The sequence below is a fragment of the Rhodococcus sp. AW25M09 genome, assembly GCF_000333955.1.
In the GTDB taxonomy this organism is placed as follows: Bacteria; Actinomycetota; Actinomycetes; order Mycobacteriales; family Mycobacteriaceae; genus Rhodococcoides.
Genome location: NZ_CAPS01000121.1, coordinates 19956 through 43933 on the forward strand (window position 1 = coordinate 19956; position 23978 = coordinate 43933).

The 23978-nt window shown below is 64.8% G+C and carries 23 protein-coding genes; 5 read left to right on the forward strand and 18 right to left on the reverse strand.

Annotated elements, in window-relative coordinates; all coding sequences use genetic code 11:
• Positions 1 to 72: 72 nt before the first annotated feature.
• The 6 genes from RHODMAR_RS29230 to RHODMAR_RS23160 all read right to left on the reverse strand — a co-directional run bounded on the left by RHODMAR_RS29230 (position 73) and on the right by RHODMAR_RS23160 (position 4348).
• Positions 73 to 486 carry an IS3 family transposase gene (locus RHODMAR_RS29230; protein WP_008719500.1) on the reverse strand — a complete coding sequence of 138 codons (414 nt, stop codon included), beginning with the start codon at positions 484 to 486 and terminating at the stop codon, positions 73 to 75.
• Positions 486 to 926, reverse strand: coding sequence for an IS3 family transposase (locus RHODMAR_RS29235; RefSeq protein WP_008719502.1), 441 nt, complete (start codon positions 924 to 926; stop codon positions 486 to 488). The genes RHODMAR_RS29230 and RHODMAR_RS29235 overlap by 1 nt, the downstream gene beginning before the upstream one ends.
• Positions 923 to 1408, reverse strand: a complete 486-nt coding sequence (locus RHODMAR_RS29240) for a helix-turn-helix domain-containing protein (RefSeq protein ID WP_008719505.1) — start codon at positions 1406 to 1408, stop codon at positions 923 to 925. The genes RHODMAR_RS29235 and RHODMAR_RS29240 overlap by 4 nt, the downstream gene beginning before the upstream one ends.
• Before the next feature lie 150 nt (positions 1409 to 1558).
• Positions 1559 to 2260 carry a DUF2334 domain-containing protein gene (locus tag RHODMAR_RS23150; RefSeq protein WP_042940171.1) on the reverse strand — a complete coding sequence of 234 codons (702 nt, stop codon included), beginning with the start codon at positions 2258 to 2260 and terminating at the stop codon, positions 1559 to 1561.
• 55 nt (positions 2261 to 2315) lie between these two features.
• A complete protein-coding gene (locus tag RHODMAR_RS23155; RefSeq protein WP_269744637.1) occupies positions 2316 to 2825 on the reverse strand; it encodes a glutathione peroxidase in 510 nt (169 codons plus the stop codon).
• Positions 2826 to 2953: 128 nt separating this feature from the next.
• On the reverse strand, positions 2954 to 4348 hold the full coding sequence (locus tag RHODMAR_RS23160) for a C4-dicarboxylate transporter DctA (RefSeq protein ID WP_008719512.1): 1395 nt from the start codon (positions 4346 to 4348) through the stop codon (positions 2954 to 2956).
• A 109-nt stretch (positions 4349 to 4457) separates the two neighbouring features.
• Here RHODMAR_RS23160 and RHODMAR_RS23165 point away from each other — a divergent pair, with 109 nt between their 5' ends.
• Positions 4458 to 6035 (forward strand): sensor histidine kinase, encoded by a 1578-nt coding sequence (locus tag RHODMAR_RS23165; protein ID WP_042940157.1) that lies wholly within the window; start codon positions 4458 to 4460, stop codon positions 6033 to 6035.
• A complete protein-coding gene (locus RHODMAR_RS23170) occupies positions 6032 to 6706 on the forward strand; it encodes a response regulator (protein ID WP_008719517.1) in 675 nt (224 codons plus the stop codon). The genes RHODMAR_RS23165 and RHODMAR_RS23170 overlap by 4 nt, the downstream gene beginning before the upstream one ends.
• 76 nt (positions 6707 to 6782) lie before the next feature.
• Here the strand turns inward: RHODMAR_RS23170 and RHODMAR_RS23175 are convergent, their stop codons facing one another.
• Both RHODMAR_RS23175 and RHODMAR_RS23180 read right to left on the reverse strand, forming a co-directional pair.
• Positions 6783 to 8915, reverse strand: coding sequence for a S9 family peptidase (locus RHODMAR_RS23175; protein WP_008719519.1), 2133 nt, complete (start codon positions 8913 to 8915; stop codon positions 6783 to 6785).
• Entirely contained in the window at positions 8912 to 9796 is an 885-nt protein-coding gene (locus RHODMAR_RS23180) for a phosphoribosylaminoimidazolesuccinocarboxamide synthase (RefSeq protein WP_008719522.1), read from the reverse strand. Before RHODMAR_RS23180 ends, RHODMAR_RS23175 begins: the two co-directional genes overlap by 4 nt.
• A 63-nt stretch (positions 9797 to 9859) precedes the next feature.
• On the opposite strand from RHODMAR_RS23180, the gene RHODMAR_RS23185 reads away from it, so the two are divergent.
• From RHODMAR_RS23185 to RHODMAR_RS23195, 3 genes are read left to right on the forward strand one after another with little or no spacing between them, the layout of a single operon-like run.
• Positions 9860 to 11263 (forward strand): MDR family MFS transporter, encoded by a 1404-nt coding sequence (locus RHODMAR_RS23185; protein WP_008719524.1) that lies wholly within the window; start codon positions 9860 to 9862, stop codon positions 11261 to 11263.
• 46 nt (positions 11264 to 11309) lie between these two features.
• The gene (locus RHODMAR_RS23190; RefSeq protein ID WP_008719526.1) at positions 11310 to 12527 is read left to right on the forward strand and encodes an MFS transporter; all 1218 of its coding nucleotides are present in this window, start codon (positions 11310 to 11312) and stop codon (positions 12525 to 12527) included.
• A 9-nt stretch (positions 12528 to 12536) separates the two neighbouring features.
• Complete coding sequence (locus RHODMAR_RS23195; RefSeq protein ID WP_008719528.1) at positions 12537 to 13163, forward strand: CG0192-related protein; 627 nt, start codon at positions 12537 to 12539, stop codon at positions 13161 to 13163.
• Here RHODMAR_RS23195 and RHODMAR_RS23200 read toward each other — a convergent pair.
• The 10 genes from RHODMAR_RS23200 to RHODMAR_RS23245 all read right to left on the reverse strand — a co-directional run bounded on the left by RHODMAR_RS23200 (position 13160) and on the right by RHODMAR_RS23245 (position 23893).
• Positions 13160 to 14215, reverse strand: coding sequence for an ABC transporter ATP-binding protein (locus RHODMAR_RS23200; protein ID WP_008719530.1), 1056 nt, complete (start codon positions 14213 to 14215; stop codon positions 13160 to 13162). The genes RHODMAR_RS23195 and RHODMAR_RS23200 overlap by 4 nt on opposite strands.
• On the reverse strand, positions 14212 to 15774 hold the full coding sequence (locus RHODMAR_RS23205) for an ABC transporter permease (protein ID WP_081606099.1): 1563 nt from the start codon (positions 15772 to 15774) through the stop codon (positions 14212 to 14214). Before RHODMAR_RS23205 ends, RHODMAR_RS23200 begins: the two co-directional genes overlap by 4 nt.
• Positions 15775 to 15795: 21 nt before the next feature.
• Positions 15796 to 16836 carry an iron ABC transporter substrate-binding protein gene (locus RHODMAR_RS23210; RefSeq protein ID WP_008719534.1) on the reverse strand — a complete coding sequence of 347 codons (1041 nt, stop codon included), beginning with the start codon at positions 16834 to 16836 and terminating at the stop codon, positions 15796 to 15798.
• A gap of 117 nt (positions 16837 to 16953) precedes the next feature.
• Entirely contained in the window at positions 16954 to 17847 is an 894-nt protein-coding gene (locus RHODMAR_RS23215; RefSeq protein WP_008719537.1) for a siderophore-interacting protein, read from the reverse strand.
• Between the two features lie 54 nt (positions 17848 to 17901).
• Positions 17902 to 18717: an ABC transporter ATP-binding protein gene (locus RHODMAR_RS23220; protein ID WP_008719539.1), complete on the reverse strand. Its 816-nt coding sequence runs from the start codon at positions 18715 to 18717 to the stop codon at positions 17902 to 17904.
• A complete protein-coding gene (locus RHODMAR_RS23225; RefSeq protein WP_008719541.1) occupies positions 18714 to 19778 on the reverse strand; it encodes a FecCD family ABC transporter permease in 1065 nt (354 codons plus the stop codon). Before RHODMAR_RS23225 ends, RHODMAR_RS23220 begins: the two co-directional genes overlap by 4 nt.
• Positions 19775 to 20827: an iron chelate uptake ABC transporter family permease subunit gene (locus RHODMAR_RS23230; protein ID WP_232433748.1), complete on the reverse strand. Its 1053-nt coding sequence runs from the start codon at positions 20825 to 20827 to the stop codon at positions 19775 to 19777. The genes RHODMAR_RS23225 and RHODMAR_RS23230 overlap by 4 nt, the downstream gene beginning before the upstream one ends.
• Before the next feature lie 17 nt (positions 20828 to 20844).
• A complete protein-coding gene (locus RHODMAR_RS23235) occupies positions 20845 to 22125 on the reverse strand; it encodes a lysine N(6)-hydroxylase/L-ornithine N(5)-oxygenase family protein (RefSeq protein ID WP_008719544.1) in 1281 nt (426 codons plus the stop codon).
• A complete protein-coding gene (panD, locus tag RHODMAR_RS23240) occupies positions 22122 to 22538 on the reverse strand; it encodes an aspartate 1-decarboxylase (RefSeq protein ID WP_008719546.1) in 417 nt (138 codons plus the stop codon). Before panD ends, RHODMAR_RS23235 begins: the two co-directional genes overlap by 4 nt.
• Positions 22538 to 23893, reverse strand: a complete 1356-nt coding sequence (locus RHODMAR_RS23245; RefSeq protein ID WP_008719548.1) for a salicylate synthase — start codon at positions 23891 to 23893, stop codon at positions 22538 to 22540. Before RHODMAR_RS23245 ends, panD begins: the two co-directional genes overlap by 1 nt.
• Positions 23894 to 23978 lie beyond the last annotated feature (85 nt).

A 23978-nucleotide genomic window follows, 5' to 3' on the forward strand; every position in this document is an offset into this window, starting at 1 on the left:
CCCCTACCCCGTCCGCGTCAATGGACCCTTGCATTGCACTGGACCCCGTAGGTTGGACCGTTAATTGAAATCCTAGGCCGCGAGGGCCTGGGCTCGGTATCGCACCGGGCTCAGGCCGTCGAGGCGTAACGAGATGCGGTCGTTGTTGAACCAGTCGATGTAGTCCTCGATCGCGGTGTGCAAGGTGCCGAGGTCGAGGTATCGGGTGTGATGAAACATCTCTTCTTTGAGGTGTCCGAAGAAGTTCTCGATGATCGCGTTGTCGTAGCAGTTGGCTTTGCGGGACATCGATTGGATCGCTCCCGCATCGTCGAGCAACCGTCGCCACGAGGAATGCTGGTAGTGAAATCCTTGATCCGAGTGCACAATTGGGCAATCCTGTTCACCGAGGGTATCCAATGCTGCCCGCAGGGAACGGTTGGTGAACTCCGTCGTCGGGGACCGACCGATCGAATACGAGATGATCTGGCGGTCGAACAAGTCCATCACCGGAGACAGATACAACTTCGCGTCCCGACCCGGAACTCGGTGACATCGGTAACCCACTTCTGATTCGGGGCCTGCGCCGCGAACTGACGATCGAGGATGTTCGCAGCGACCGCCCCGACCTGCCCCTGATACGAGACATACCGTCGACGGCGCCGCACACGGCACGCCAACCCGAGCTCGCGCATCAACGCGAGCACCGTCTTCTTCGCCACCCGCCACCCCGCCTCGACGAGCACTCGGTGCACACGTCGATGCCCGTAGCGTCGATGGTTGTTCTCGAACGCGCTGGTCACCGCTGCTTTCAGCGCGGCCTTCGGGTCGGGCCTGCGTAACTGAGCTTGACGGTAGAAGAACGTCGAGCGGGCCAGGCCGGCGACGTCGAGCAGCACATCGAGACGGTACTGAGCCTTGAGGGCGATGACAGCGAGAACCTTCACCGTCGTCCCTGTTCCCTCAAGGCCCGCAATTTTCCCAGGTACGCCACCTGCGTGCGCAACCGCTCGTTCTCCTCACGCAGGCGGTCGAGTTCACCGGCCTCCCCGGGATCGACTCCCGGTGCCGGTCGGCGACCTGCCCGTTTCGGTCGAAGCGCCTCGTCGCCGTCGCGGCGGTATCCGCGGACCCAGGGCTCGATGATTTTCGCCGACGACAGTCCGTACTCGCGGGCGAGCTCGATCTTGTTCTCCCCAGCCAAAACACGTTGCACCACAGCAAGTTTGAACTCGAACGAGAAGTGTTGTCGATCCGGTTTCTCCACCAACGCATTCCTCCCTCGAACCCGCCACCGGTCGTAGAGCATGGCCACAGCGCACCTACCGGCACCGACCTTCTTAGCAGCCGAGACGGCACCGAGACCATCCTCGAACAACGCTACCGCCGCGACCCGCTGATCCTCGGTAAGTGAACTTCGTGCACGCATACAAAACTCCCCGGTAGTCGGAACTGAATTACTCAGTCCAACTTCCGGGGAGCGGTGCACATACGTCTGGACCGTGCAAGGGTCCATTCACGCGGGACCGGGGGCCGGACCGGGGGGCGGAATGGGGCGAACAGGGCAGAGCGGCCGGCGTCAGGCCACGCGAGAGTTGCTGCGCGGCAGCCATTCGTAGACGCCGGCCTCGGCTCCGTGGTGCAGGGACAGGTCGATGGCATCGAGGATGGCCTGACGCGGCCCGGGTCGTCCGAGTTGCTTGGCGCTGATGGCCAGGCGCACCACACCGTCGCGTCGGGCGGTGCGGCCCGCGCCGAGTACCAGAGCCTTGAACCACCAGGGCTCGGCTTTGAAGCCTTCGCCGATTCCCCACACTCGGGCGCGCAGGACTCCGTCGCGGTCGAGATCGTGAATTCCGTTCAGCGCGGCGAGTGTGCGGAAGCCGGCGTCGGGTAGGGCTTCGACAGCACCGGGTGAGGCGATCCAGCGCGGAGCGGCGAACACTCGCGTACGTAGGCCGGTCTGTTCCATGACGCGGTCGGCCGCCATCAGGCGCAGTCGGGCTTCGTGACGGGGTAGGGCCGCGAATTCCGAGCGTCGCCGCTTCGTGGCGGCCTGGTCGTAACCGTGCAGGACGATGGCGTCGCCGCCGTCGCGTCGGGCCCGCAACCATTCCTGGGTGGGCGCGTCGGCTGCGAGGCGGTATTTGTCTTTCAACCGGGGCGCGACGAGCAATGACAGCGGAACGCCCCGCCCGTCGAGAATTCGAGCGAATTCGGCGGCGTGCTCGTAGGTGTCGTTCTTGATTCCGCTCACCGACACGATCAGGCGTCCAGACATGACTCGAGCCTCGCACACCGGGGTGAACGAGGCTCGACGTCGATGCAGACAGAAGCTAAACGGCCATCGTGTCTTTCGGCAGAATTTTGTCGATCGCGGCGAGCACCTCGGGTGCGTCCGGCTCGGTGCGCGGACGGAATCGGTTGGTCACGACACCATCGGGCGAAATCAGGAACTTCTCGAAGTTCCACTGGACGTCTCCGGCGTTGCCGTCCGCGTCCTCGATCTGGGTGAGTTCGGCGTACAGCGGATGCTGCTGGTCACCGTTGACGTCGACCTTCTCGGTCATCGCGAACGTGACGCCGTAGCTGGTGGAGCAGAAGGTTTCGATCTCTTCTGCGGTACCGGGTTCCTGGCCACCGAACTGGTTGCAGGGCACTCCGATGACCGACAGGCCACGGGACGAGTACTCGTTGGCGAGCTTCTCGAGCTTCTCGTACTGCGGGGTCAGTCCACACTTGGAGGCCACATTGACCACGAGAACGGCCCTTCCGGCGTACTCGTCGAGCGAGGTGGGCGCACCACCGAGCGTGTTGATGCCGATGTTCTGAACTTCAGTCATCACCCGAACTTACCCGTGGGTACACCGATTAGGGAACCTGCGTACGAATGCAAGAACGGCCCCGCTCATGGCGGGCCGTTCTTGGTTTTTCCGAACCGGGCGACGGGGGGATGCGCGGCGCCCGGCAGGTCTTACGCCTTGGCGGCGTGCTTTTCGAGGACGACCTGCTCGTCTGCAGGTGCGTCGTCTTCGGGGTAGTGGTCGTCGACCATGGTTTCCTCGTCGAACGGCAGGTTGCCGTCGAGGACCTCCTTGACGCGTCCGGCGTCGAGGGTCTTGGTCCAGGTACCCACCAGGAGGGTGGCCACGGCGTTACCGGAGAAGTTGGTGACCGCACGGGCCTCGGACATGAAGCGGTCGATTCCGACGATGATCGGGACGCCGTCGAGCAGCTGCGGTGCGTGACTTTCCAGGCCGCCTGCCAGCGTCGCCAGTCCTGCTCCGGAGACACCTGCCGCACCCTTGGAGGCGATGATCATGAACAGCAACAGCGAGAACTGCTCGGGGATCGACAGCGGCAGGTTCATGGCGTCGGCGATGAAGATCGAGGCCATCGTCAGGTAGATCGCGGTGCCGTCGAGGTTGAAGGAGTAGCCGGTCGGAACGACGATGCCGACGGTGGTGCGCTCGACGCCGACGTGTTCCATCTTGGCGATCAGACGCGGCAGGGCCGACTCGGAGGAGCTGGTGGCGACGATCAGCAGGTATTCACGGGCCAGGTACTTCACCAGCTTGAAGATCGAGAAGCCGGTGACGAAGCGCAGGATCAGGCCGAGGAAGAAGAACACGAAGATGAAGCAGGTGAGGTAGAACGCCAGCATCAGAGTGCCGAGCTGGATGACGGCGTCGAAACCGGTCTTGCCGACGACTCCGGCGATGGCACCGAAGGCACCGATCGGGGCCAGCCACAGGATCATCGTGAGAATGCGGAAGACGAGCTTCTGTACTGCGCCGATGCCCTTGAGGATGCCTTCGCCGCTCTTGCCCATGGCCTGCAGCGCGAAGCCGACGAGGATGGCGACGAAGAGCGTCTGCAGCACCGAGCCTTCGGTGAGCGAGGACAGCAGCGACGTCGGAATGATGCCGGCGATGAAGTCCATGGTGCCGCCGGCCTCCTCGGCCGTCTTCGCGAGATCGGCACCTGCACCGCTGGGCGGGATGTTCAGACCGTCACCGGGCTGGATCAGGTTGCCGACGACCATGCCGATGCCGAGCGCGATGGTCGACATGGTGAGGAAGTACGCCAATGCCAAGCCGCCGACGCGGCCGACGCTCGCCGCTGCTCGTACCGAACCGATACCGAGGACGATGGTGCAGAAGATGACCGGGCTGATCATCATCTTGATCAAGCTGACGAACAGCGTGCCGAGCACTGCCAGCGAGACGCCGAAGTCCTTCCAGATCAGGCCAACGATGACACCGGCGATCACCGCGATGATCACGGCAATGTAGAGGAAGTGAGTCTTGTCGCGCTTCTTCTTGGGCTCGGTGGGCGGATTGTCGAACCGCTCGGTGGTGGTAGTCATCAATGTGTCCTTTGTGCTCTACGGAGTGAGGTGCATCACCCCTGCTGAGAGATGATGTTGCTCGACGCCGTGACTGGAGTCACCTATACGTTCATTTCGTTCACATCGAATGTTCTCGACCGAAAGGAATGCGTTGTCCTCCAAGCGTCCACTGAGCGTCGCCGGCCAGGTGCTGGTGTTGCAACTCGTCGTCATGGCGGTCGTCGTGTTCGCCGGCGGCATCCTGACGGTGCTCAACGAACGTTCCAACAGCGACGACGCGACCCGACGCGAAGTGACGGCAGTTGCGGTGAGCATCGCCAACGAACCGTCGACGCCCATCGCGATCGAATCCGAGGATCCGACATCGCGTCTGCAACCGGAAACAGAGAAGATTCGACAGATCACCGGCGTCGACTTCATCGTCGTCATGGCACCGGACCGCACCCGTTTCACACACACCACCGTCGACCTGATCGGAAAAGCGTTCAGCGGCAACATCGATCGCGCGCTGCAGGGTGAAACGTTCACCGAGACGTACGTCGGCTCCCTCGGCCCGTCGATTCGTTCGGTCACTCCGGTGACCGACTCGTCCGGCGACATCATCGGCCTTGTGTCCGCCGGCGTCACCAGGGCCAAGATCAGCGACCAGTTTCTCCGCGGACTTCCGCTGATCATCGGAGTCGTGGTTGCCGCATTCGTCGTCGCCGCAGCGGGTTCGACGCTGCTCAGCCGCAGGCTCCGGCGTCAGACACTGGGAATGGCACCGGCGGAGCTGCGCACGATGTACGAGCATCATGACGCCGTCCTGCACTCGATCGGCGAGGGCCTGTTGGTGTTCGGCCGCGGCGAGGAGGCGGAGTTGGTCAACGACGAGGCCCGACGCCTCCTCGATCTGCCGGACGGGCCGGTGTCCCGAGCGTCGCTGCCGGAGTCGATGCAGCAGATGGACACCGGCATCGTCCGCGGCGAATTGCATCTGACGAAGGATCGCGTGCTCGTCGTCAACCAGGATCCGGTCATGTGGGAGGGCCGACGCCTGGGCAATGTGCTGACGATTCGCGATCAGACCGAATTACGTTCCCTCATGGGCGAATTGGACTCGGTGCGCAGTTTCGCTGAGTCGCTGCGCTCACAGGCGCACGAGTCGGCCAATCGGCTGCACACGGTCATCACGATGGTCGAGCTGGGCCGCCCCGAGGAGGCGGTCGAGTTCGCGACGGCCGATCTCGAGCTCTCGCAGACCCTCATCGACCGCCTCATGAACGCCGTCGGCGAGCCCGCTCTCGCGGCGCTGCTGCTGGGCAAGGTGAGTCAGGCAGCCGAGCAGGGCGTGGAACTGACGATCACCGACGACACGGCGTTGGAGCACGAGGGGGTGCTGACTGCTCGCGAATTGGTCACGCTGGTAGGCAATCTGATAGACAATGCCATCGATGCCTCGAAAGAATCCGACCAGCCGTGGGTCGAAGTGACGGTCCGTGACGCCGACGGTGAACTCGTCGTGCGCGTCGCCGACAGCGGTCCCGGAATGGCTCCGGAAACGCTGAAATCTGCCCTGCGGCGCGGCTACTCGACCAAGTCCGGCTCGCGCGGGCTCGGCTTGGCACTGGTGAGTCAGGTGATCGACCGCCATCGAGGCACTCTCACCTCCGAAGTGACGTACGGATCGGTCCTTGTTGCCACCATCGCGGGATCCGCGTCGTGATCCGGGTACTGATAGTGGACGACGAACCGCTGATTGCCGAGGCGCACAAGACGTACGTCGAGCGAACCCCGGGCTTCGAGGTAGCAGGGGTGGCGCACACCGGCGCTGCCGCCATGCGATTCGCCAGCACCGAGGCCGTCGATCTGGTGTTGCTCGATATCGGTCTGCCCGATGCCAGCGGCATCGACGTCGCGGCTGCTCTCGGCGGACTTCGGCCGAGCCCCGACGTCATCGCTATCACCTCCGAGCGAGATCTGTCGGTGGTGCGTTCGGCGGTGGCGCACGGCATCGTGCTGTATCTGCTCAAGCCGTTCACGTTCGCCGCGTTCCGCGACAAGCTCGAACGCTATCGCGAGTTCCACGCTGCGCTGCCGGCCGGGGAGAACGCGTCGAGTCAACGCGACATCGACCGTGCCATGGCGCACCTGCGCACCGCCGACGACCGCGTCTCGACACCCAAGGGCATCGCCCCGCAGACGATGGACGGGATCACCGCCAGCATCAAACAAGCGGCCGACGGACTCAACGCATCCGAGGCCGCCAAAGTCGTCGGAGTCTCTCGGGTGACGGCCTGGCGCTACCTCGAACGCCTCGCCGACGACGGCCTGGTCACCCGGCACACCGAATACGGTCGAGCCGGGCGTCCGCAGGTTCGCTACGTGTGGCGTTAGAGCGGCTGCGCCGCACTGAGTGGAAATTCGTAGCAGGCTACGAGGTAGGAGTGGAGCCTGCGGAACGACCCGAAAGTCAGCCGTTCACATGGGCACCGGTCTTGTCGGCGATCCACGCATACTCGAAGGCCGCTTCCTTCCATTTCTCGTATCGTCCGCTGACGCCGCCGTGGCCGGCGCTCATTTCGGTCTTGAGCAGCAGATCCGAGTCCCCGGTCTTCGTTGCACGAAGTGCGGCAACCCATTTGGCGGGCTCGACGTAGAGGACGCGGGTGTCGTTGATGGACGTGATCGCCAGGATCGACGGGTAGTCCTTGGCCTCGACGTTCTCGTAGGGGCTGTACGACTTCATGTACTCGTACACCTCCTTGTCCGCCAACGGGTTTCCCCACTCGTCCCATTCGATGACCGTCAGGGGCAGCGACGGGTCGAGGATGGAAGTGAGCGGATCGACGAAGGGAACGTTGGCGAGGATGCCGTTGAACAACTCCGGCGCGAGGTTGGCCACCGCGCCCATCAGCAGACCACCCGCACTGCCGCCGTCGGCCACCAGATGCCTCGGTGAGGTGCGGCCGGTATCGACGAGATGCTGTGCAGCAGAGATGAAATCGGTGAAGGTGTTCTTCTTCTTCAACGTCTTGCCGTTGTCGTACCAGTGCCGACCCATCTCACCACCGCCGCGGACGTGTGCGACGACGAAGACGATGCCCCGATCGAGGAGCGACAGCCGCGCCACCGAGAACGCCGGATCCATCGACGCCTCGTACGATCCGTAACCGTAGAGCAGCGTCGGTGCCGGGCCGTCGGGCACGTCCTTGCGCCGGATGACCGACAGCGGAACCTGCGTACCGTCCGAGGCGGTTGCCCATTCGCGATTCTGCACGTAGTCGGTCACATCGAACTTGCCCAGTACCGGCTGCGATTTGCGGAGCAGCAGTTCGCCGCTCGCGATGTCGAGGTCGTAGACCTGACCGGGGGTGATGAACGAGGTGTAGACCATCCGCAGCAGTGGCTGGTCCCACTCGGGGTTCGAGCCGGCTCCGACGGCATAGAGCTCCTCGTCGAATTCGAGCTCTCGATATTCACCGTATCCCTCGTCGGTGAGCGGCCAGATTGCCATGCGGGTCAGGGCTTCTCGACGGTAGGTGAAGATCAGGTGACCGGCGAAGGCATCGATGTCCTCGACCCGAACGTCGTCCTGGTGCGCAACCAGAATGCGCTGATCGAGTGGGTCCGAGACCGGAGCCTCTGCGAGCAGAAAGTTCTCGGCCTTCTCTCCCTCGGTGCCCCAGCCGTTGACCGAGCCGTTGTGCGTGATGAGGAATCGATCCTCGCCGGCCACGACGGCGTGTTCGATGCTGTATTCGACCCCGTCGGTGCGCGGGAGCACAACTCGGAAGTCGCCCTCGGGATCGGTGGATTCCAGGACGAGGCACTCGGAGGTGATCTTCGAGCCGACCCAGATCATCAGGTACTTCTCGCTGCGAGTGGAACCGAAGCCGACCCAGTAGCTCTCGTCCGGTTCATGGAAGACCTTGACGTCCTCGGCTTTTCCGAGGGTGTGTCGCCAGACGGTGTCGGGACGCCAGGACTCGTCGACCGTCATATAGAAGATGTGCGTGCCATCGGCAGTCCAGGTGGCACCTGGTGCGACGTTCTCGATGGTGTCGGCGAGCAGTTCGCCGGTCTCGAGGTTCTTGAAGCGCAGTGTGTAGCGTTCGTCGCCCTCGGTGTCGGTGGAGTAGGCCAGCAGCGTGCCGTCGAGGCTGATTGAGAACGCGCCGAGAGAGAAGAAGTCGTGACCCTCCGCTTCGACATTTGCATCGAGCAGGACTTGCTCACCGGGCACGTCCACACCCGAGGCCAGTTCGGGCGGAGTCCAGTTCTCGGGTGAGTCGACGGGGCGACGGCATTGGAGACCGTACGACTTCCCCTCGACGGTGCGCGAGTAGTACCACCACTGCCCCATCCGAGTCGGCACGGAGAGGTCGGTTTCCTGGGTTCGCGATTTGATCTCGTCGAAGATCCTGCCGCGCAACGATTCCAGACCGGCAGTCTGCTGCTGGGTGTAGGCGTTCTCGGCTTCGAGGTAGGCGATCACCTCGGGATCTTCTTTGGCGCGCAGCCATTCGTAGTTGTCGATGAACGTGTCGCCGTGATGGGTACGCTCGAGTGGCACCTTCTTGGCAACGGGCGGGGTGATCGTCATGGCGTGACCCAATCGTCGAAGTTCAGGCCCGAGATGCGCTCGTAGGCCTCGATGTAGCGGCTGCGTGTGGCGGCGACGATGTCGTCGGGCAACGATGGCGGCGGGGTGTCGGAGCTGCGGTCCCAACCGGATTCGCCGGTCAACCAGTCTCGAACGAACTGCTTGTCGAAACTGGGCTGAACCCGACCTTCCTGATACGAATCGGCGGGCCAGTAGCGCGAGGAGTCGGGGGTGAGCACCTCGTCGGCGAGGACGAGGTTGCCGTCCGCATCTGTCCCGAACTCGAACTTGGTGTCCGCAAGGATGATTCCGCGCTCCCGGGCGAAGTTGGCAGCGCGGGAGTAGATCTCGATGGTGTCTTCCCGCAACTTGAAGGCGAGTTCGGCACCGACCTGCTCGACGACCTGCTCGAAGGTGATGTTCTCGTCGTGATCGCCGAGCTCGGCCTTGGATGCGGGGGTGAAGATCGCCTCGTCGAGCTTGCTCGATTCGATCAGCCCCGACGGAAGTTGCACACCGCACACCTTTCCGGTCGCGTTGTAGTCCGCCAACCCGGAACCGGTGAGGTAGCCACGTGCGACGCATTCGACCGGCACCATGTTCAGCTTCTTCACCACCAGGGCGCGGCCGAGCAGTTCGGCGGGAATGCGCTCGTCCAGCGGATCACCGGCAAGGTGGTTGACGCCGCCGAGCTCTTCGAAGAAGAACACGCTCATCGCCGTCAGTACGCGTCCCTTGTCCGGGATCGGCGTGTCGAGGATGTGGTCGTATGCCGAGATTCGATCGCTCGCGACGAGCAGCAGATGCGCGTCGTCGATGGTGTACAGGTCGCGGACCTTGCCGCCGGCCAGATGCTCGTAGCTACTCAGTGTTGGTCGCACGGTGCTCAACACTATCTGGGCCGGTGGCGCGTCGTCGGCGGGTAGGGATCACAATGAGTAGCAATGGCAACGACCGATTCATCCACGGACGTCGGATTCCGCTCCGAACGCGGACCGATACTGATCGCGTTGATGCTCAGCTCGTCCCTGGTGGCATTGGACGCGACGATCATTGCCACTGCCGTGCTCACCATCGTCGACGATCTCGGTGGGTTCGCCCAGTTCCCGTGGTTGTTCTCGATCTACTTGCTCGCGCAGGCGGTCTCGGTACCGCTGTACGGCAAACTGGCCGATCTGTTCGGACGCAAGAAGATAATGCTGTTCGGCATCGCGGTGTTCTGTATCGGATCGATCCTGTGCGGGCTGGCCTGGAGCATGCCCGCGCTGATCGTGTTCCGCGCAGTCCAGGGGCTCGGGGCGGGCGCGGTGCAACCGATGGCCATCACGATCGCAGGCGACATTTACACGCTGGCCGAGCGCGCCAAGGTTCAGGGCTATCTGGCCAGCGTCTGGGCCATCTCCTCGGTGCTCGGTCCTGCGTTGGGCGGGATCTTTTCCGAGTTCCTGTCCTGGCGCTGGATCTTCTTCGTCAACATTCCCCTGTGCGCGCTCGCCGCCTTCATGTTGCTGCGCAAGTTCGAAGAAGCTGCCGTCGTACGCACGAAGCCGAAGATCGACTACCTCGGTGCCGGTCTGCTCGCCGTCGGCGCGACGATGGTGCTGCTCGGGTTGCTGGAGGGTGGCCAGTCCTGGGCCTGGGGTTCACCGATCAGCATTGCCATCTTCGTCGGCGGGTTCGTCCTGCTCGGCATTTTCGCCTGGGTGGAGTCCCGCGCCGAGGAGCCGATCCTGCCGTTGTGGGTGTTCACCCGACGCGTACTGGTGGTCAGCAGCCTCATCTCGCTGCTCGTCGGTGCACTGATTCTCGGCCTCACCTCGTATGTGCCGACATTCGTGCAGGGCGTGTTCGGCACCGGCGCGATCATCGCCGGCTTCTCGTTGTCGACGCTCACTCTCGGCTGGCCCATCGCAGCCTCGCAGTCCGGTCGGGTCTACCTGCGCTTCGGCTTCCGCACGACGGCCCTCGTCGGCGGCTCGCTCGGCGTGGTCGGAGCAGTACTGGCAACGCTGCTCGACGCCGAATCACAGATCTGGAACGTCGCGGCGGCCTGCTTCGTCATCGGCCTCGGCATGGGTCTGATCGCCAGCCCCACGTTGATCGCGGCGCAATCGAGCGTCGACTGGTCCGAGCGCGGAGTCGTCACCTCCACCAACATGTTCGCCCGTTCCATCGGCAGCGCCGTCGGTGTCGCCGTGTTCGGTGCCATCGTCAATGCCCGCGTCTCCGGGAGTCGCGAACCCCAAGAACTGTCCGACGCCATTCATCTGGTCTTCATCGGCGTCCTGGCTGCGGCTGTGATCATGACCGCGGCCGCGTTGCTGATGCCGAAACGTACGGCGCAGTAGGGTCGGGCCTGCCGAACTGGACCTGGATTCGAGGAGGGTGACGACAGTGGCGTCCATCGAATCCGAGGGCTACGCATCGGTCCTCCGAATACCCTGGGCTCGAACGGTTTTCGCTACTGCCCTGCTCGGCAGGTTCGCCTTTGCGTTGATACCGCTGTCCGCGGTCTTCACCTTTCAGGAACGAACCGGGTCCTTCGCAACTGCCGGTCTCGCGATCGCCGCCTACGGCCTCACCACGATCACGCTCCCACTCAAAGCGCGTCTGGTGGACCGCTACGGACAGTATCGGGTACTCCTCCCGCTGGCCGGTCTCTCTGCGGCGTGCATCGGCGGCGCAGCCGTCATCACTACGTCGAGCGCCGTGCCGGTGCTGTTTCCCATCGCTTTGTTCGCCGTGGGCGGTTCGGCCGTGCCGCCGTTGGGCCCGGCGATGCGCTCGAATTGGCGGGCGATGACGTCCGACTCCGCCGCTCGCAAGCAGGCGGCGTATTCCCTCGATTCGACGTGCGAGGAGACGCTGTTCCTTGCCGGACCATTGACCGTCGGGATCATGATCACCGCAGTGCCGGCGTGGGTCGGTCTGGCCGCTGCCGCGTTGCTCCTGGTGCTGGGCACATCGGTAATGGTCTGTACCGCGCCGATCAGGGATCAGCGGTGGGAAGTTCGAGCAGCCGGTATGCCCGGCCGCAGACAACACTTCGACACCGTCGTTCGCATACCGGGACTCTTCGCGATTCTGATCGCGATGTTCGCACTGGCCTCGGGGGTGAGCATCGTCTACATCAGTGTGGCCGAACTGGCCACTACGCAGGGACACCGCAGCGCGGCAGGATATATCGAGTCCGGGATGGTCATAGCCAGCGTTGTCGGCGGGCTGATTTGGGGAAAGCTGAACCTGGCATCCGTTCCGCGAACGGTACAGCTCGGAGGGCTGTTGACGCTGCTGGCCACCGCGGTTCTGGGGACCGCAGCTCTGGCGGACACGCTCTGGGGCCTCGCAGCCGGCTTGTCCATTGCCGGTCTCGCGATAGCGCCGACCTTCGTCACCGCATACCTGGCCTCCGACGACGTTGCTCCCGATAACCGCCAGGCGGAGGCCAGTAGTTGGGTCAACACTGCCTACAACCTCGGAGCTGCATCGGGCGCGGCCGGTGCCGGCGTACTCGTGGACTCGGTGGGTGGGCAGTCGGGGCTGCTCCTCAGTGGTGCGGTGCTGACACTCGGCGTCGTCCTGTGCCTCGTCGGCGCGCATCGGCTTCGGTAGCTTCTCTGCATGGCTCTCATTCATCGCGCGACGCTCACACCGTCCAAGCTGGAGGCAATCGCTGCCTGGATTCCCACACAACCGTGGGCAACCGGCCTCGACATCGGCGGCTTCGAGGTGGTCGGCGCCTATCGCTACGACGACCCCGCCGGAGATGTCGGCGTCGAGACTCATCTTCTGCGCGCGGAGTCGGGCACGGTACTTCAGGTACCCCTGACCTACCGCAGCGCGCCATTGGATGGGGCCGACGCGTACCTCGTTGCCACGATGAATCATTCGGTGTTGGGCAAACGCTGGGTCTACGACGGCGTCGGCGATCCGGTGTATCTCGCAGTGACCGTCACGGCTGTCTCCGAGGGTGCGACTCGAGCCGAATTGTTCGTCGAGGACAGCGATGGGACGCTGTCCACCCGCGAGCAGTCGACGTCGGTGTCGGGAACGGGTGCGAACCCCGTCGTGGCACCGCTCGGTGCAGGGACCGTCGAGCACACGGACACTGCGACCCTCGTCCACACGAAACACGTCACCCTTCTCGTCCGCCGCGTGATCGATGCGACTGCCAGCGCGCTGCCGCATCTCTTCGGTACCTGGCCCGGCCAGGACGAGCCCGTTGCGTTGGTCGAGTTGCGGAGCTAGTTCGACGAGCCCGCGAACCAGTGCACCGGGGAGGACACGGTGACCGCAACGGCGGTGCCGGGGGCGAATCTATCCGAGGTGGCGGCGACGGCGCGCAGCCTCAGCCCGGTATCGCTGTGCCGCAGGGTCACCGAGGATTCGGGCCCGGTGAAGAACTCGTCTTCTACGACGAACGCACCGTCCTCGAGCTCCGAGACGACCAACTGCTCGGGCCGCAGCAAGGCCTGCCCCACTCCGACCGCGGTGGTCGTCGCTTCGATACGCCCGAGGATCGTCTCGACGTACCCACCGCGCGCGGTGGCATCGACGAAGTACGCGTCGCCGACGAAGCGCGCTACGGCCGGCGTGGCCGGGCGGTCGTACACCTCGCGGGGGGTATCGACCTGCGCGCAGCGACCGCCGAGCAGCACAGCGACTCGGTCCGCGGTCCCGAGCGCCTCGGCTCGATCATGGGTGACGAGAATCGACGCGGTCTTGCTGGCTTGCAGCAACTCTCGTACGTCGTGTCGAATCGAGGTACGCAGACCCGCGTCCAGGGCGGCGAACGGCTCGTCCATCAGCACCACCGACGGTGCCGGAGCGAGCGCACGCGCCAACGCGATGCGCTGCTGCTGACCGCCCGAGAGTTCGCCAGGCCTGATCGCGCCCGCGTCGGGCAGACCGACCAGCTCGAGCATCTCGTCGACGCGTCGCGCCCGCTCCGATCGACCGGACAGGTACGGCCGCACGAAGCCTGTGCGCAAACCGAATTCGATGTTTCGGCGGACGGTCAGGTGCGGAAAGAGGCCACCTTCCTGCGGCATCAGGCCTATCCCCCGCTTCTCCGGTGGCACCTGGACGTGCCCCGCAACCGAGAGATCCCGTCCGTCCGAGGTGATCCGGCCGGCGTCGATCCGGTGCAGTCCTGCAATCGATCTCAGCAGAGTCGTCTTTCCGCAGCCGGAGGGTCCGAGAACGGCGAGCATCTCGCCGTCGCCGAGGTCGAGATCGATTCCGTGCAGCACCGCCGTACTACCGTACGAGGCAACGAGATCGGATATCAGCATGCTCATGAGAGGGTCACTCGCTTCCGCGCGGTCCGGCCCAGAGCCCTCGACAGGACGATCGTCGGGACGACGGAGATCACGATCAGCGCCACGGCGTAGGGCGCTGCCTCGCCGTATCGGAAGGCCTCGGTAGTGGACCACAGGGTGGTCGCGAGTGTGTCCACTCCCCGAGGACGCAGCATCAGCGTCGCCGGGAGTTCCTTGGCAACGGTCAGAAAGACCAGCGCGGCGCCGGCGGCGATACCCGGTGCGGCGATCGGGATTGTCACTCGAAGATCGGTGCGCACCCGACCGGAGCCGAGCGTTCGCGACACGTCTTCGAGAACAACGGGAGTGGCGTCGATGACGGCCCTGGTGCTGCCCACGGCCAACGGCAGGAACAACACCACGTAGGCCAACACCAGCAACACCGCGGTCTGGTAGAACGACGGCAGAAATCTGATTCCGAGAAACACCGTCGCGAGCCCGACCGTGATCCCCGGCAGACCGTGCGCGATGTAGGTGGACAGCTCGGCCGTGCGGGCAGTCCTGGATGTCGATCTTGCTGCGAACAGCGCGACCGGGATCGCGAGGACGGCCACCGCCACCGCGGCGGTCGCGGAGTACTGAACGGTCTTCGCGGTCACTGCGAGCACGTCACCCCAGTCGACGGTGAACCGCAGCGACCGACTCAGCCACCTCGACAGGGCCAGAATAGGTACCAGCACCGAGACCGTCAGCGCAGCAACGACAACCGCCAGGGCCGGGACGCGCCATCGGCCGAGAGCGATCGGTTCGGCCGTCCGGTCGGTTCCCGATCCCACCCGCGCCGTCGCGCCGCGTCGAGCGCGCCGTTCGAGCAGGGTCAGCACCAACGCACCCGCCACGAGTACCAGTCCGAGCACCGCCGCGGCCGTGCGGTCCAGTCCCCCGCGATACGCGCTGTAGATGCCGAGGGTGAAGGCGTCGTACCGCATCAGGGCCACCGCTCCGAAGTCGCTGATGGTGTACAGCGCCACCAGGAGTGCCCCCGCTGCAGCGGCTGGAACGACTCGGCGGCACTCGACGGTCAGCGCGGTGCGCGCTGCTCCGCGGCCGAGGGTTCGAGCCACCTCGGCCAAGGACGGGTCCGCAGTGGCGAACGCCGCGGACACCGGCAACATCACCAGCGGAAAGCAGGACAGCGTCAGCACCAGCGCCGCGCCCGAAAAGCCGGCCAAGGAGGGAAATTCGGCGATCCACAGGTACCCGGACACGTACGACGGAATGGCGAGCGGTGCGGCGAGGATCATCGAGAACACGCGCCGACCCGGCAGATCGGTCCGCACGGTCAGCCACGCGAGCAGCGTGCCGACCACGACGGAGGCGACCAGCACGGTGAGAGTCAGTGTGGCCGTGCGGATCGCGAGGTCGAGCGTGCGTTGCCGCAGGAGCAGTCGCAGTACTTTTTCGGTGCCACCGTCGAACGCTCGGACGAACAGGTACACCAGCGGTGTCAGCGTCAGCGCTCCCACGCACAACGCGGCCGTCCCGAGAACGGGACGGCCGCCGAAGTGCCGCCGCCGAAGCGGCAGGAGTGCAGACATGGGCCCGGAATCGACCACAGACTAGATGATTCCGACGTCGGTGAGCAGGGTTTGGGTGGCTTCGAGGGACGAGAGCTGCCCCAGATCGAGGTCGGTCGAGCCCAACTCGGACAGCGGCGGCAGGTCGTACTCAGAGGTGACACCGTCGATGACGGGATATTCGGCGGTTTCGTTCGCGAAGTACGTCTGCGACTCGGTGGACAGCAGCTCTCGGACGAAATCGAACGCGGCCTCCCGGTTGTCCGAGCCGGCGAGAACACCGGCACCGGCGACGTTGATCAGCGCGCCGGGGTCACCGGGCTCGAAGTAGTGCAGTTCGACCGGAGCGTCGGCACCGTTCTCGTCGACGAACGGGTACCAGTAATAGTGGTTGAGCAGGCCGGTGGCAACCTGACCGTCGTTGACGGCGGTCAGCAGCGGGCCGTTGCCCTCGAATGCGACAGGCTCGTTGGCGACGAATCCGTCGAGCCAGGTGCGGGCACCGTCCTCGCCGCGCTGGACGCGCAGAGCCGTGACGAACGCCTGGAACGACGCGTTGGTCGGTGCGTAGCCGATCTGTCCGCGCCATCGCGGGTCGAGCAGGCCGTCGATACCGGTGGGCAGATCTGCAGCCTGCACCGAATCGGAGTTGTAGGCCAATACCCGGGCCCGTGCGGAAGTCGCGACCCAGGTGCCATCCGCTCCGCGGTACTGCTCGGGGACGAGCGAAAGGATGTCCTCGGGCAGCGGTGCGAGGGCACCCGCCTCGTCGAGGGCACCGAGTGCGCCCGCATCCTGGCCGTAGAAGACGTCGGCCGGGGTCGCGTCGCCCTCTTCGAGGATCTTCGCGGCCTGGGCGTTGGTGTTGCCCGAGTAGTCGACCTCGACACCGCCGCCGATGCGCTCGATCAGCGGATCGACGAGTTCTTCACCGCGGCCGGAGTACACCACCAGCGCGGTATCAGCGGTAGCCGACTCGGAGGTGGACGTGCCCTCGTCGCTGGAGCCCGAACTGCAGGCAGCGAGACCGAGGACGAGGGTTGCGCTGCACGAGAGCAGGGCAAGACGACGAACTGTGAACACTGGACTCCTGACGAAAGGGATTAACCGGACAATCAAGAAGCTACCCCACCAAGGTGAGGCTCAGCTACTTTCCTCCGAGAACGCCCCCATCTATCCGGCACGCCGGAGACCTCCGCGCTAGAGACCTACGCGCTCGAGCAGCGCATCGAATGCCTCACTGGCCTCCTGCTCGGAGCGCCCGGATGCGATGACGCCGTTGTATATCGCCAGCGCTTCTTCCTGGTACTGCTTGTACTTCTCGAGCCACTTCTCGGAGTCGGCGCGCCAGTATCCGATGATGTCGAAATACGCGATGCCGTAACCCAGTTCTCTGCGGAAGTGCTTTCGAACCCGCCGTGAGGACGACGCCTCGCCGGCGAACCATACGTAGCCGCGCCCCTCGGGCAGCGGGTACGCCAGCGCTGCGTCGTCGAGAACGCTTGCACTGTCCCCGTTTCCGGATCCGATCCGCCAGTCGAACGTGACATCGGCCTGCGTCTCGAAGGACTGAATATCGCCGCGTTCGAGAACCTCGACGATCGCGTGGGCCTTGGCCCCCGCCGGCAGTTGCTCGACGAGCCGACCCAGCGCGGGCAGGCCGGTCATGTCCGCGACCAACAGCAGCCATTCCACATCGGCGGGCGGCGAGTACCAGGATCGCGGACGGGTGAACAGCACCGTCTGTCCCGGCGCTGCCTGCTGCGCCCACGTGGCCGCAACACCACCCTCGTGCGCAAAGAAGTCGATGATCAGCTCACCGCGCGCCTCGTCGAGGCGACGGATGGTGTAGTTGCGGCCTTCCGGTGCATCGTCGAGTCCGTGGAACCACCATTGACCGTCGACCTCGGTCATCGGCGGCGGCTTCGCCTCATCATCCCGTGGGAAATAGACACCGACACACTCGTCGGGCACGCCGAGCGTGCGGTAGGCGGCGACATGCTCGCCGCCGAACGTCACTCGCACCATGTGTACTGTGAGCCGTTCCACCGCAACGACATCGGCGTAGTAGAAGCCACGCGTTCGTTCGTTCATCGTCGTCCTCGTCGAAATATTGTCGGTCGTGTACAGAATCGGTGTACTTCCAGGCTAACCCGCACCCCGGCGTCGCGTGGCCGATGGTCTCACCAGCGGAATCACCAACGGCGTGTGCGATTCCGGATCGTCGATGATCCGGCACGGTAAACCGAACACCGTCTCGACCAGCTCGGCGGTGACGACCTCGGCGGGCGGCCCTTCGGTGACCACGCCGCCGTCCTTCATCGCGATGATGTGATCGGCGTACCGGCTCGCGTGATTGAGGTCGTGCAGTACCGCGACCAGGGTATTGCCGTTCTCGCGGTTCAGGGTCACCAGCAGGTCGAGCAGTTCTATCTGGTGCGCGATGTCGAGAAAGGTGGTGGGCTCGTCCAACAGCAGCAGCGGCGTCTGTTGCGCGAGAACCATTGCCACCCACACTCGTTGGCGCTGCCCGCCGGACAGCTCGTCGACCGGCCGCGCAGACAGCGAGGTCACTCCGGTGGCATCCATGGCGTCGATCACCGCGGCCTCGTCTGCTGTCGACCACTGCCGGATGAGCTTCTGGTGCGGATATCGTCCTCGCGCAACGAGATCGGCCACCGAGATACCGTCGGGGGCGATGGAGGTCTGTGGGAGCAGACCGAGGCGCCTGGCCACCTCTTTCGCCGGATACGACGAAATCGCCTTTCCGTCCAGCAGGACGGTTCCGTGCGAGGGCTTCAACAACCGCGAGAGTGCCCGCAGCAGAGTGGATTTACCGCAGGCATTGGGTCCGACGATCACGGTGAACTTGCCGTCGGGAATCTCGACGGTCAGGTTCTCACTGACGATGCTCTTGTCGTACCCCACCGTGATGTCGTGCGCGTGCAATCGAGGCTCGGTCACTGCTTTCTCCCTTCGCGTGCCAGCAACCACACGAAATAAGCGCCTCCGACGCAGACGGTCACCACACCGACCGGTAGCTGAGTCGGAGCGAAGACGCGTTGTGCAACAACGTCACTGACCACGAGCAGCAGCGCACCCATGCACGCAGCCGGTATCAGGGACACTCCCGGGGTGCCGGTGAGCCGCCGCGCGAGCTGAGGCGCAGCGAGCGCAACGAACGAGATCGGCCCTGCCGCCGCGGTGACCAGTGCAATGAGCGCAACGCCCAGAAACACCAGCATCAGCCGAGTCGGCTCGGCGCGAACACCGAGTGCCCTCGCTGCGTCGTCGCCCAACTCCAGCATCGGCAGCCGCCGCGACAACACCGCCAGACACGGCGCGATGACGGCCGACACCAGCAGTGCCGGCAACACCTGCGCCCACCCCAAACCGTTGAGACTGCCTGCACCCCAGATGGCGGCCGCGAGCGCTGCGGCCAGATCGGCCTTCACCACGAGCCACGTGTTGATGGAGGCCAGTATCGCGCTGACGGCGATGCCGACGATGAGCAGTCGAAAGCCCTGCACACCGCGTTTGTATGCCAGGAGGTACACCACCGCTGCAGTGGCCAACCCGCCCACGAGCGCGCCCGCTCCGGTCTGGTAGTAGCCGCCGCCGAGGGTGAGGATGACGACGAGCGCTCCGGTGTAGGCGCCGGTGGCGAACCCGATGATGTCCGGGCTGCCCAACGGATTTCGCGTCAAGGATTGAAAGACCGCGCCCGATACGCCGAGGGCGGCTCCGAACAGGAAGGCCAGTGCCACCCGGGGAAAACGCCATTCCATGACGATGATTTCGGTGATGCGCGGCGCGTCCCCGAACACTGCGGTCAGTACTTCGTTGGGCGGAATGTAGTAGTCACCGGAACCGACCGCGATGACGGCGACCACCGCCGTCACGAGCAGCAATGCCGCGCAGACCACCACCGTACGGAGGTCGATTCGGCCGTCGAGTCTGTCCCGAAAACGAAGGATCCACAGCCGTCGGCCGAAATCGACATTGCCGCGCTGTCCCAGGGTCACAGTCCGCTCGCTTTCTTTCGGCGGACCAACACGATCAGTACCGGAGCGCCGACGAAGGCGGTCACGATGCCCACCTGCAGCTCCCCCGGTCTGATCACGAGGCGTCCGACCACGTCCGAGAGCAGCAACAGTCCCGGTGCCGCGAACACGGTGTAGATCAGAATCCAGCGCTGATCCGGTCCGACGAACCAGCGCACCATGTGCGGAATCATCAGGCCGACGAATCCGATGGGCCCGGCGGCGGCGGTAGCAGCGCCGGCAAGGAGAGTCACCGCGACGACTCCGATGATGCGCGTACGAATCACTCTCGCCCCCAACGACTGCGCCAGATCGTCGCCGAGGGCTATCGCGTTGAGCGGACGTGCGACGAGGGCGGCAAGGAACAATCCGAGGGCGATGAACGGGGCGGTCGCGGATACGACGTCCAGACCGCGGCCTGCCAACGAGCCCGCGCCCCAGAACCGCATCCGATCGAAGGCATCCGGGTCGAGTAGCAACATCCCCGAGGTGGTGCCGCCGAGTACCGCTCCGAGTGCAATTCCGGACAGCGTCAGCCGAATCGGCGTCGCTCCCGCTCGCCCCATCGACCCCAGTGCGTACACCGCGATCGTGGCGAGCACGGCACCGGCGAACGCGAACCAGATGTAGGACCGGATACCCGTGAGGCCCAGGACGCCGACGGCGATCGCGACGAAGAACGCCGCCCCGGCGTTGACGCCCAAAATCCCCGGGTCGGCCAGAGGATTTCGCGTCATCGCCTGGATCAGTGCACCGGCAACCCCGAGTGCGATTCCGACGAGAAGACCGAGAACGGTTCGCGGAAGGCGCAGTTCGCGGACGATGACGGAGTCGGTGGAGCCGTCGGCGAAGAACAGACCGTGCCACACGTCACCGATGGGGATGTACTCGGTGCCCACCGCGATGCTCAGCAGGCACAGGCCAGCCAGGACTCCGATGACGACGACCAAACCTGCGGTCCGACGCGCATCGGTGCGCGCGAGACCACCGACGAGCGCCGGAATGTCTCGTCGTTCCGACTCGTCGCCCACGCTCGTCCGCACCCGGTTCACACCACCGATCGCACCCTGGCGCTCACGGCGGACTTCACGATCTCACCGCTGCGAACAGCGATGTTGGACAGCAACGACGAGGTCAGACCATGCGTGTGCTCGGTCCCGCCCTGCAGATAGATCGAACCCGAGCTCGGCTCCCGCATCACGAGTCGGTAGTCCCGTGTCACGCGAGGACCGCGCGAGTCGAATTCGACGGCGTCGAACAGCGGACCGAGTATCTCGGGCAGATCGAGGGACGTGAAGCCGGTGGCATAGACGACAGCGTCGCACAGTACATCCTCGGCCAGCCCGGTAGGGCCGTGCTCGACGGAGGCGCGCACGCCCGACGGTTCCTCGACGGCGTCGACCAATCGGGATGCTCCGTGCACGAACAGTCGGCGTTGCCCGCTGACCCGTTCGGCGTACTCGCGCGCGTACAGCTCCTCGATCAGAGGGAGGTCTACGGCGGAATAGTTGGTACCGCGGTGATACTGCAGCAGCTGCTCGCGCAGCAGGTGTGAGGACGAATAGAAGTCGTCGACAGCCGTCGGATCGAAGATGCGGTTGGCGTACGGACTGTCGTCGGCCGGGCTGTACCCGTACTTGCGCAACACCGCGTGCACAGTGGAGTCGCGATAGGTCGAGTGCAGGTGGTCCACCACCTCCGCGGCGCTCTGTCCGGCACCGACGACGACGAACGTGCGATGCGTCCGCGACGGCAGCCGGTCGAGTTCGCCGAGGAGGTCGTGATTGTGGAACTGCCGTGCCGAGGCGCTGACCCCGTCGGGGAGCGTAGCGGTCAAGCCACCGGCGAGCACGATGTTGCGCCCGCGCACGGTCCCGGTTCGGCGGCCCTGGGTGCGGACGGCGTAGCCATCACCGGTATCGGCGATGTCGACCGCTCGGGTGCCGTAGTGCACCGCTGCACCGACCTTGCTCGCGGCCCAGGACAGGTAGTCGTGGAATTCGAGCCGGCTCGGGAAGAACGTCTGCAGATTGATGAAGTGATTGAGCCGGCCCCTCTCGGACAGATATGCGAGGAAGGTGTAGTCACTACCGGCATTTCGCTGGGTGGCCAGGTCCTTGAGGAACGAGATCTGCATCGACGTCCCCGGCAACAACATTCCGGGATGCCAGGCGAACTCGTCCTTGGACTCGACGAAGCAGGCCGTCAATCGCTCTGCAGCCGAGCACGTTCGGTTGTGTTCCTCGATGGCGATGGCCAGTCCCAGATTGGAGGGCCCGAATCCGACCCCGACTATGTCGTAGTCGTTGTCGTCGTTGTGCGAGGTCATCGGACACTCACCCCCGACATCTGATCGAGTTCCCCCGGGACGGGCTCCGAGGGGTCGACGCCGAGGGCGACGATCTCGTTGGCCGAGTCGACGTGCACCACCGACGGACTGTGCGCCGACAGCTCGGCATCCTCCACCTGCCGGAAGGACATGATGATGACCAGATCACCCGGGGATACCAGATGTGCTGCTGCACCGTTGATTCCGATGACGCCGGATCCAGCGCGCCCCTCGATCACATAGGTCACCAGACGTGCCCCGTTGGTGATGTCGACGACATGGACCTGTTCACCCTCGACCAGCTCGGCAGCGTGCATCAGGATGGAGTCGATGGTGATCGAGCCGACGTAGTGCAGATCGGCATGAGTGACTGTGGCGCGGTGAATCTTTCCACCCAACATGGTGCGATACATCACGCGTCTTTCTCCTTCTTGCGGACGAGATACGGTGCGACGCTGGCGAGCTTCTCGCACGTTTCGTCGAACTCTCGATCGGGACTCGACTGGCCGACGATGCCGGCACCGGCACGCAGCCACGCCGATCCGCGTTGTTCGTAGACTGCTCGAAGCACCAGTGCCGCTTCGAGTTCCCCAGAGGACGACGCCTTCACGACGGCCCCCGAGTAGAGGCCGCGCGGCGGGTCGTCGAGCCTCGAAATCGCCTCGATGGCCGCTCGTTTGGGAATTCCCGATGCCGTGACGGCCGGGAACAAAGCCCCGAAGGCATCCCAACAGGACAGCTCCTCACGCAGGCGCGCCCGTACGGTCGACGCGAGGTGTTGGACACTGCCGCGCTCGCGCACGCTCATGAAGTCCGAGACCGCAGTGGATCCGGGGCGCGCGATGGATTCCAACTCCTCGAACGAGGTGCGCACGGACACTGCGTGTTCGGTGATCTCCTTGGGATCGCGTTCGAGATCGAACTTCGCTGCGGAATCGACATCCGAGCCCCGACCGAAGGCCCTCGTGCCCGCGAGCGGTTCGGTGGTGACCACACCGTGCGCATCGACGGCCGCCACGAGCTCCGGACTGAAGCCGGCGACACGTAGGTCACCCAGGTGCAGCAGGAACGAACGAGCCGGGGTGTTCGCCGCTCGCCCGGCCCGGTACGTGCCCGGCACGTCGAGATCGAACGGAATGCGCACCGTGCGGGAGAGAATGACCTTGGCGTAGTCGCCGCGGTGAATCTCTGCGATGGCTTGCTCTACCCGGCCGCGATAATCGTCGAGATCGCCGCCGACGTCGAGGGAGTGCACCGACGGCGGCTCCTCGGCGGAAGCAGCGGCCAGCACAGCCTGGACCGCGTCGCGATCCTCGTCGCTGCCGGTCACCTCGACCCTGGGTTGCTCGGTACCGACATGGAGGCCACCACCGAAGCGGACCTCGACGCGCGGAACCACCAAGTGGGCGAGTACCTCGTCGGAATCGATACCGCTCGTGTCTGTGGCCGAGTGAGCCGCGAACCCGAATCCGACGAATCCGTATACGTTCCAGGATTCTCGGGTCAGACCGTCGCAGGCCTCCCGCAACGCCGTCGATGGATTGCCGGACCACCGGCGCACCGTCGACTCACCGCTGCCCCAGGTGGTCGTGACGAAATTCGGCGTCAGCACGATGCGGGCGACGACGCCGCCCGCAAACACCCAGCGTCCTCGCTCCTCGTACACGACGTATTCGTCGAACAAGCCGGACTCGGCCAACGTGACGACCGTCTGCAAGCCCTGCTGCAGAATGGCCGTGCCCATCACCGCTTCTTCGACAACGGTCATTGTGTGCACTCCTGACGGTGAATCGGTCGGTGACCTCGCATCGCGCGCAACGGAACTGACCACAGCATCGCCGCGCGCCTTCGAT

What these genes read in the sequence shown, in the direction of transcription:
- RHODMAR_RS29230 (WP_008719500.1), bottom strand. Translation starts at nt 486, where the DNA reads ATGGACTTGTTCGACCGCCAGATCATCTCGTATTCGATCGGTCGGTCC.
- RHODMAR_RS29240 (WP_008719505.1), bottom strand. Translation starts at nt 1,408, where the DNA reads ATGCGTGCACGAAGTTCACTTACCGAGGATCAGCGGGTCGCGGCGGTA.
- RHODMAR_RS23150 (WP_042940171.1), bottom strand. Translation starts at nt 2,260, where the DNA reads ATGTCTGGACGCCTGATCGTGTCGGTGAGCGGAATCAAGAACGACACC.
- RHODMAR_RS23160 (WP_008719512.1), bottom strand. Translation starts at nt 4,348, where the DNA reads ATGACTACCACCACCGAGCGGTTCGACAATCCGCCCACCGAGCCCAAG.
- RHODMAR_RS23165 (WP_042940157.1), top strand. Translation starts at nt 4,458, where the DNA reads ATGTTCTCGACCGAAAGGAATGCGTTGTCCTCCAAGCGTCCACTGAGC.
- RHODMAR_RS23175 (WP_008719519.1), bottom strand. Translation starts at nt 8,915, where the DNA reads ATGACGATCACCCCGCCCGTTGCCAAGAAGGTGCCACTCGAGCGTACC.
- RHODMAR_RS23185 (WP_008719524.1), top strand. Translation starts at nt 9,860, where the DNA reads ATGGCAACGACCGATTCATCCACGGACGTCGGATTCCGCTCCGAACGC.
- RHODMAR_RS23195 (WP_008719528.1), top strand. Translation starts at nt 12,537, where the DNA reads ATGGCTCTCATTCATCGCGCGACGCTCACACCGTCCAAGCTGGAGGCA.
- RHODMAR_RS23200 (WP_008719530.1), bottom strand. Translation starts at nt 14,215, where the DNA reads ATGAGCATGCTGATATCCGATCTCGTTGCCTCGTACGGTAGTACGGCG.
- RHODMAR_RS23205 (WP_081606099.1), bottom strand. Translation starts at nt 15,774, where the DNA reads ATGTCTGCACTCCTGCCGCTTCGGCGGCGGCACTTCGGCGGCCGTCCC.
- RHODMAR_RS23215 (WP_008719537.1), bottom strand. Translation starts at nt 17,847, where the DNA reads ATGAACGAACGAACGCGTGGCTTCTACTACGCCGATGTCGTTGCGGTG.
- RHODMAR_RS23235 (WP_008719544.1), bottom strand. Translation starts at nt 22,125, where the DNA reads ATGACCTCGCACAACGACGACAACGACTACGACATAGTCGGGGTCGGA.
- panD (WP_008719546.1), bottom strand. Translation starts at nt 22,538, where the DNA reads ATGTATCGCACCATGTTGGGTGGAAAGATTCACCGCGCCACAGTCACT.
- RHODMAR_RS23245 (WP_008719548.1), bottom strand. Translation starts at nt 23,893, where the DNA reads ATGACCGTTGTCGAAGAAGCGGTGATGGGCACGGCCATTCTGCAGCAG.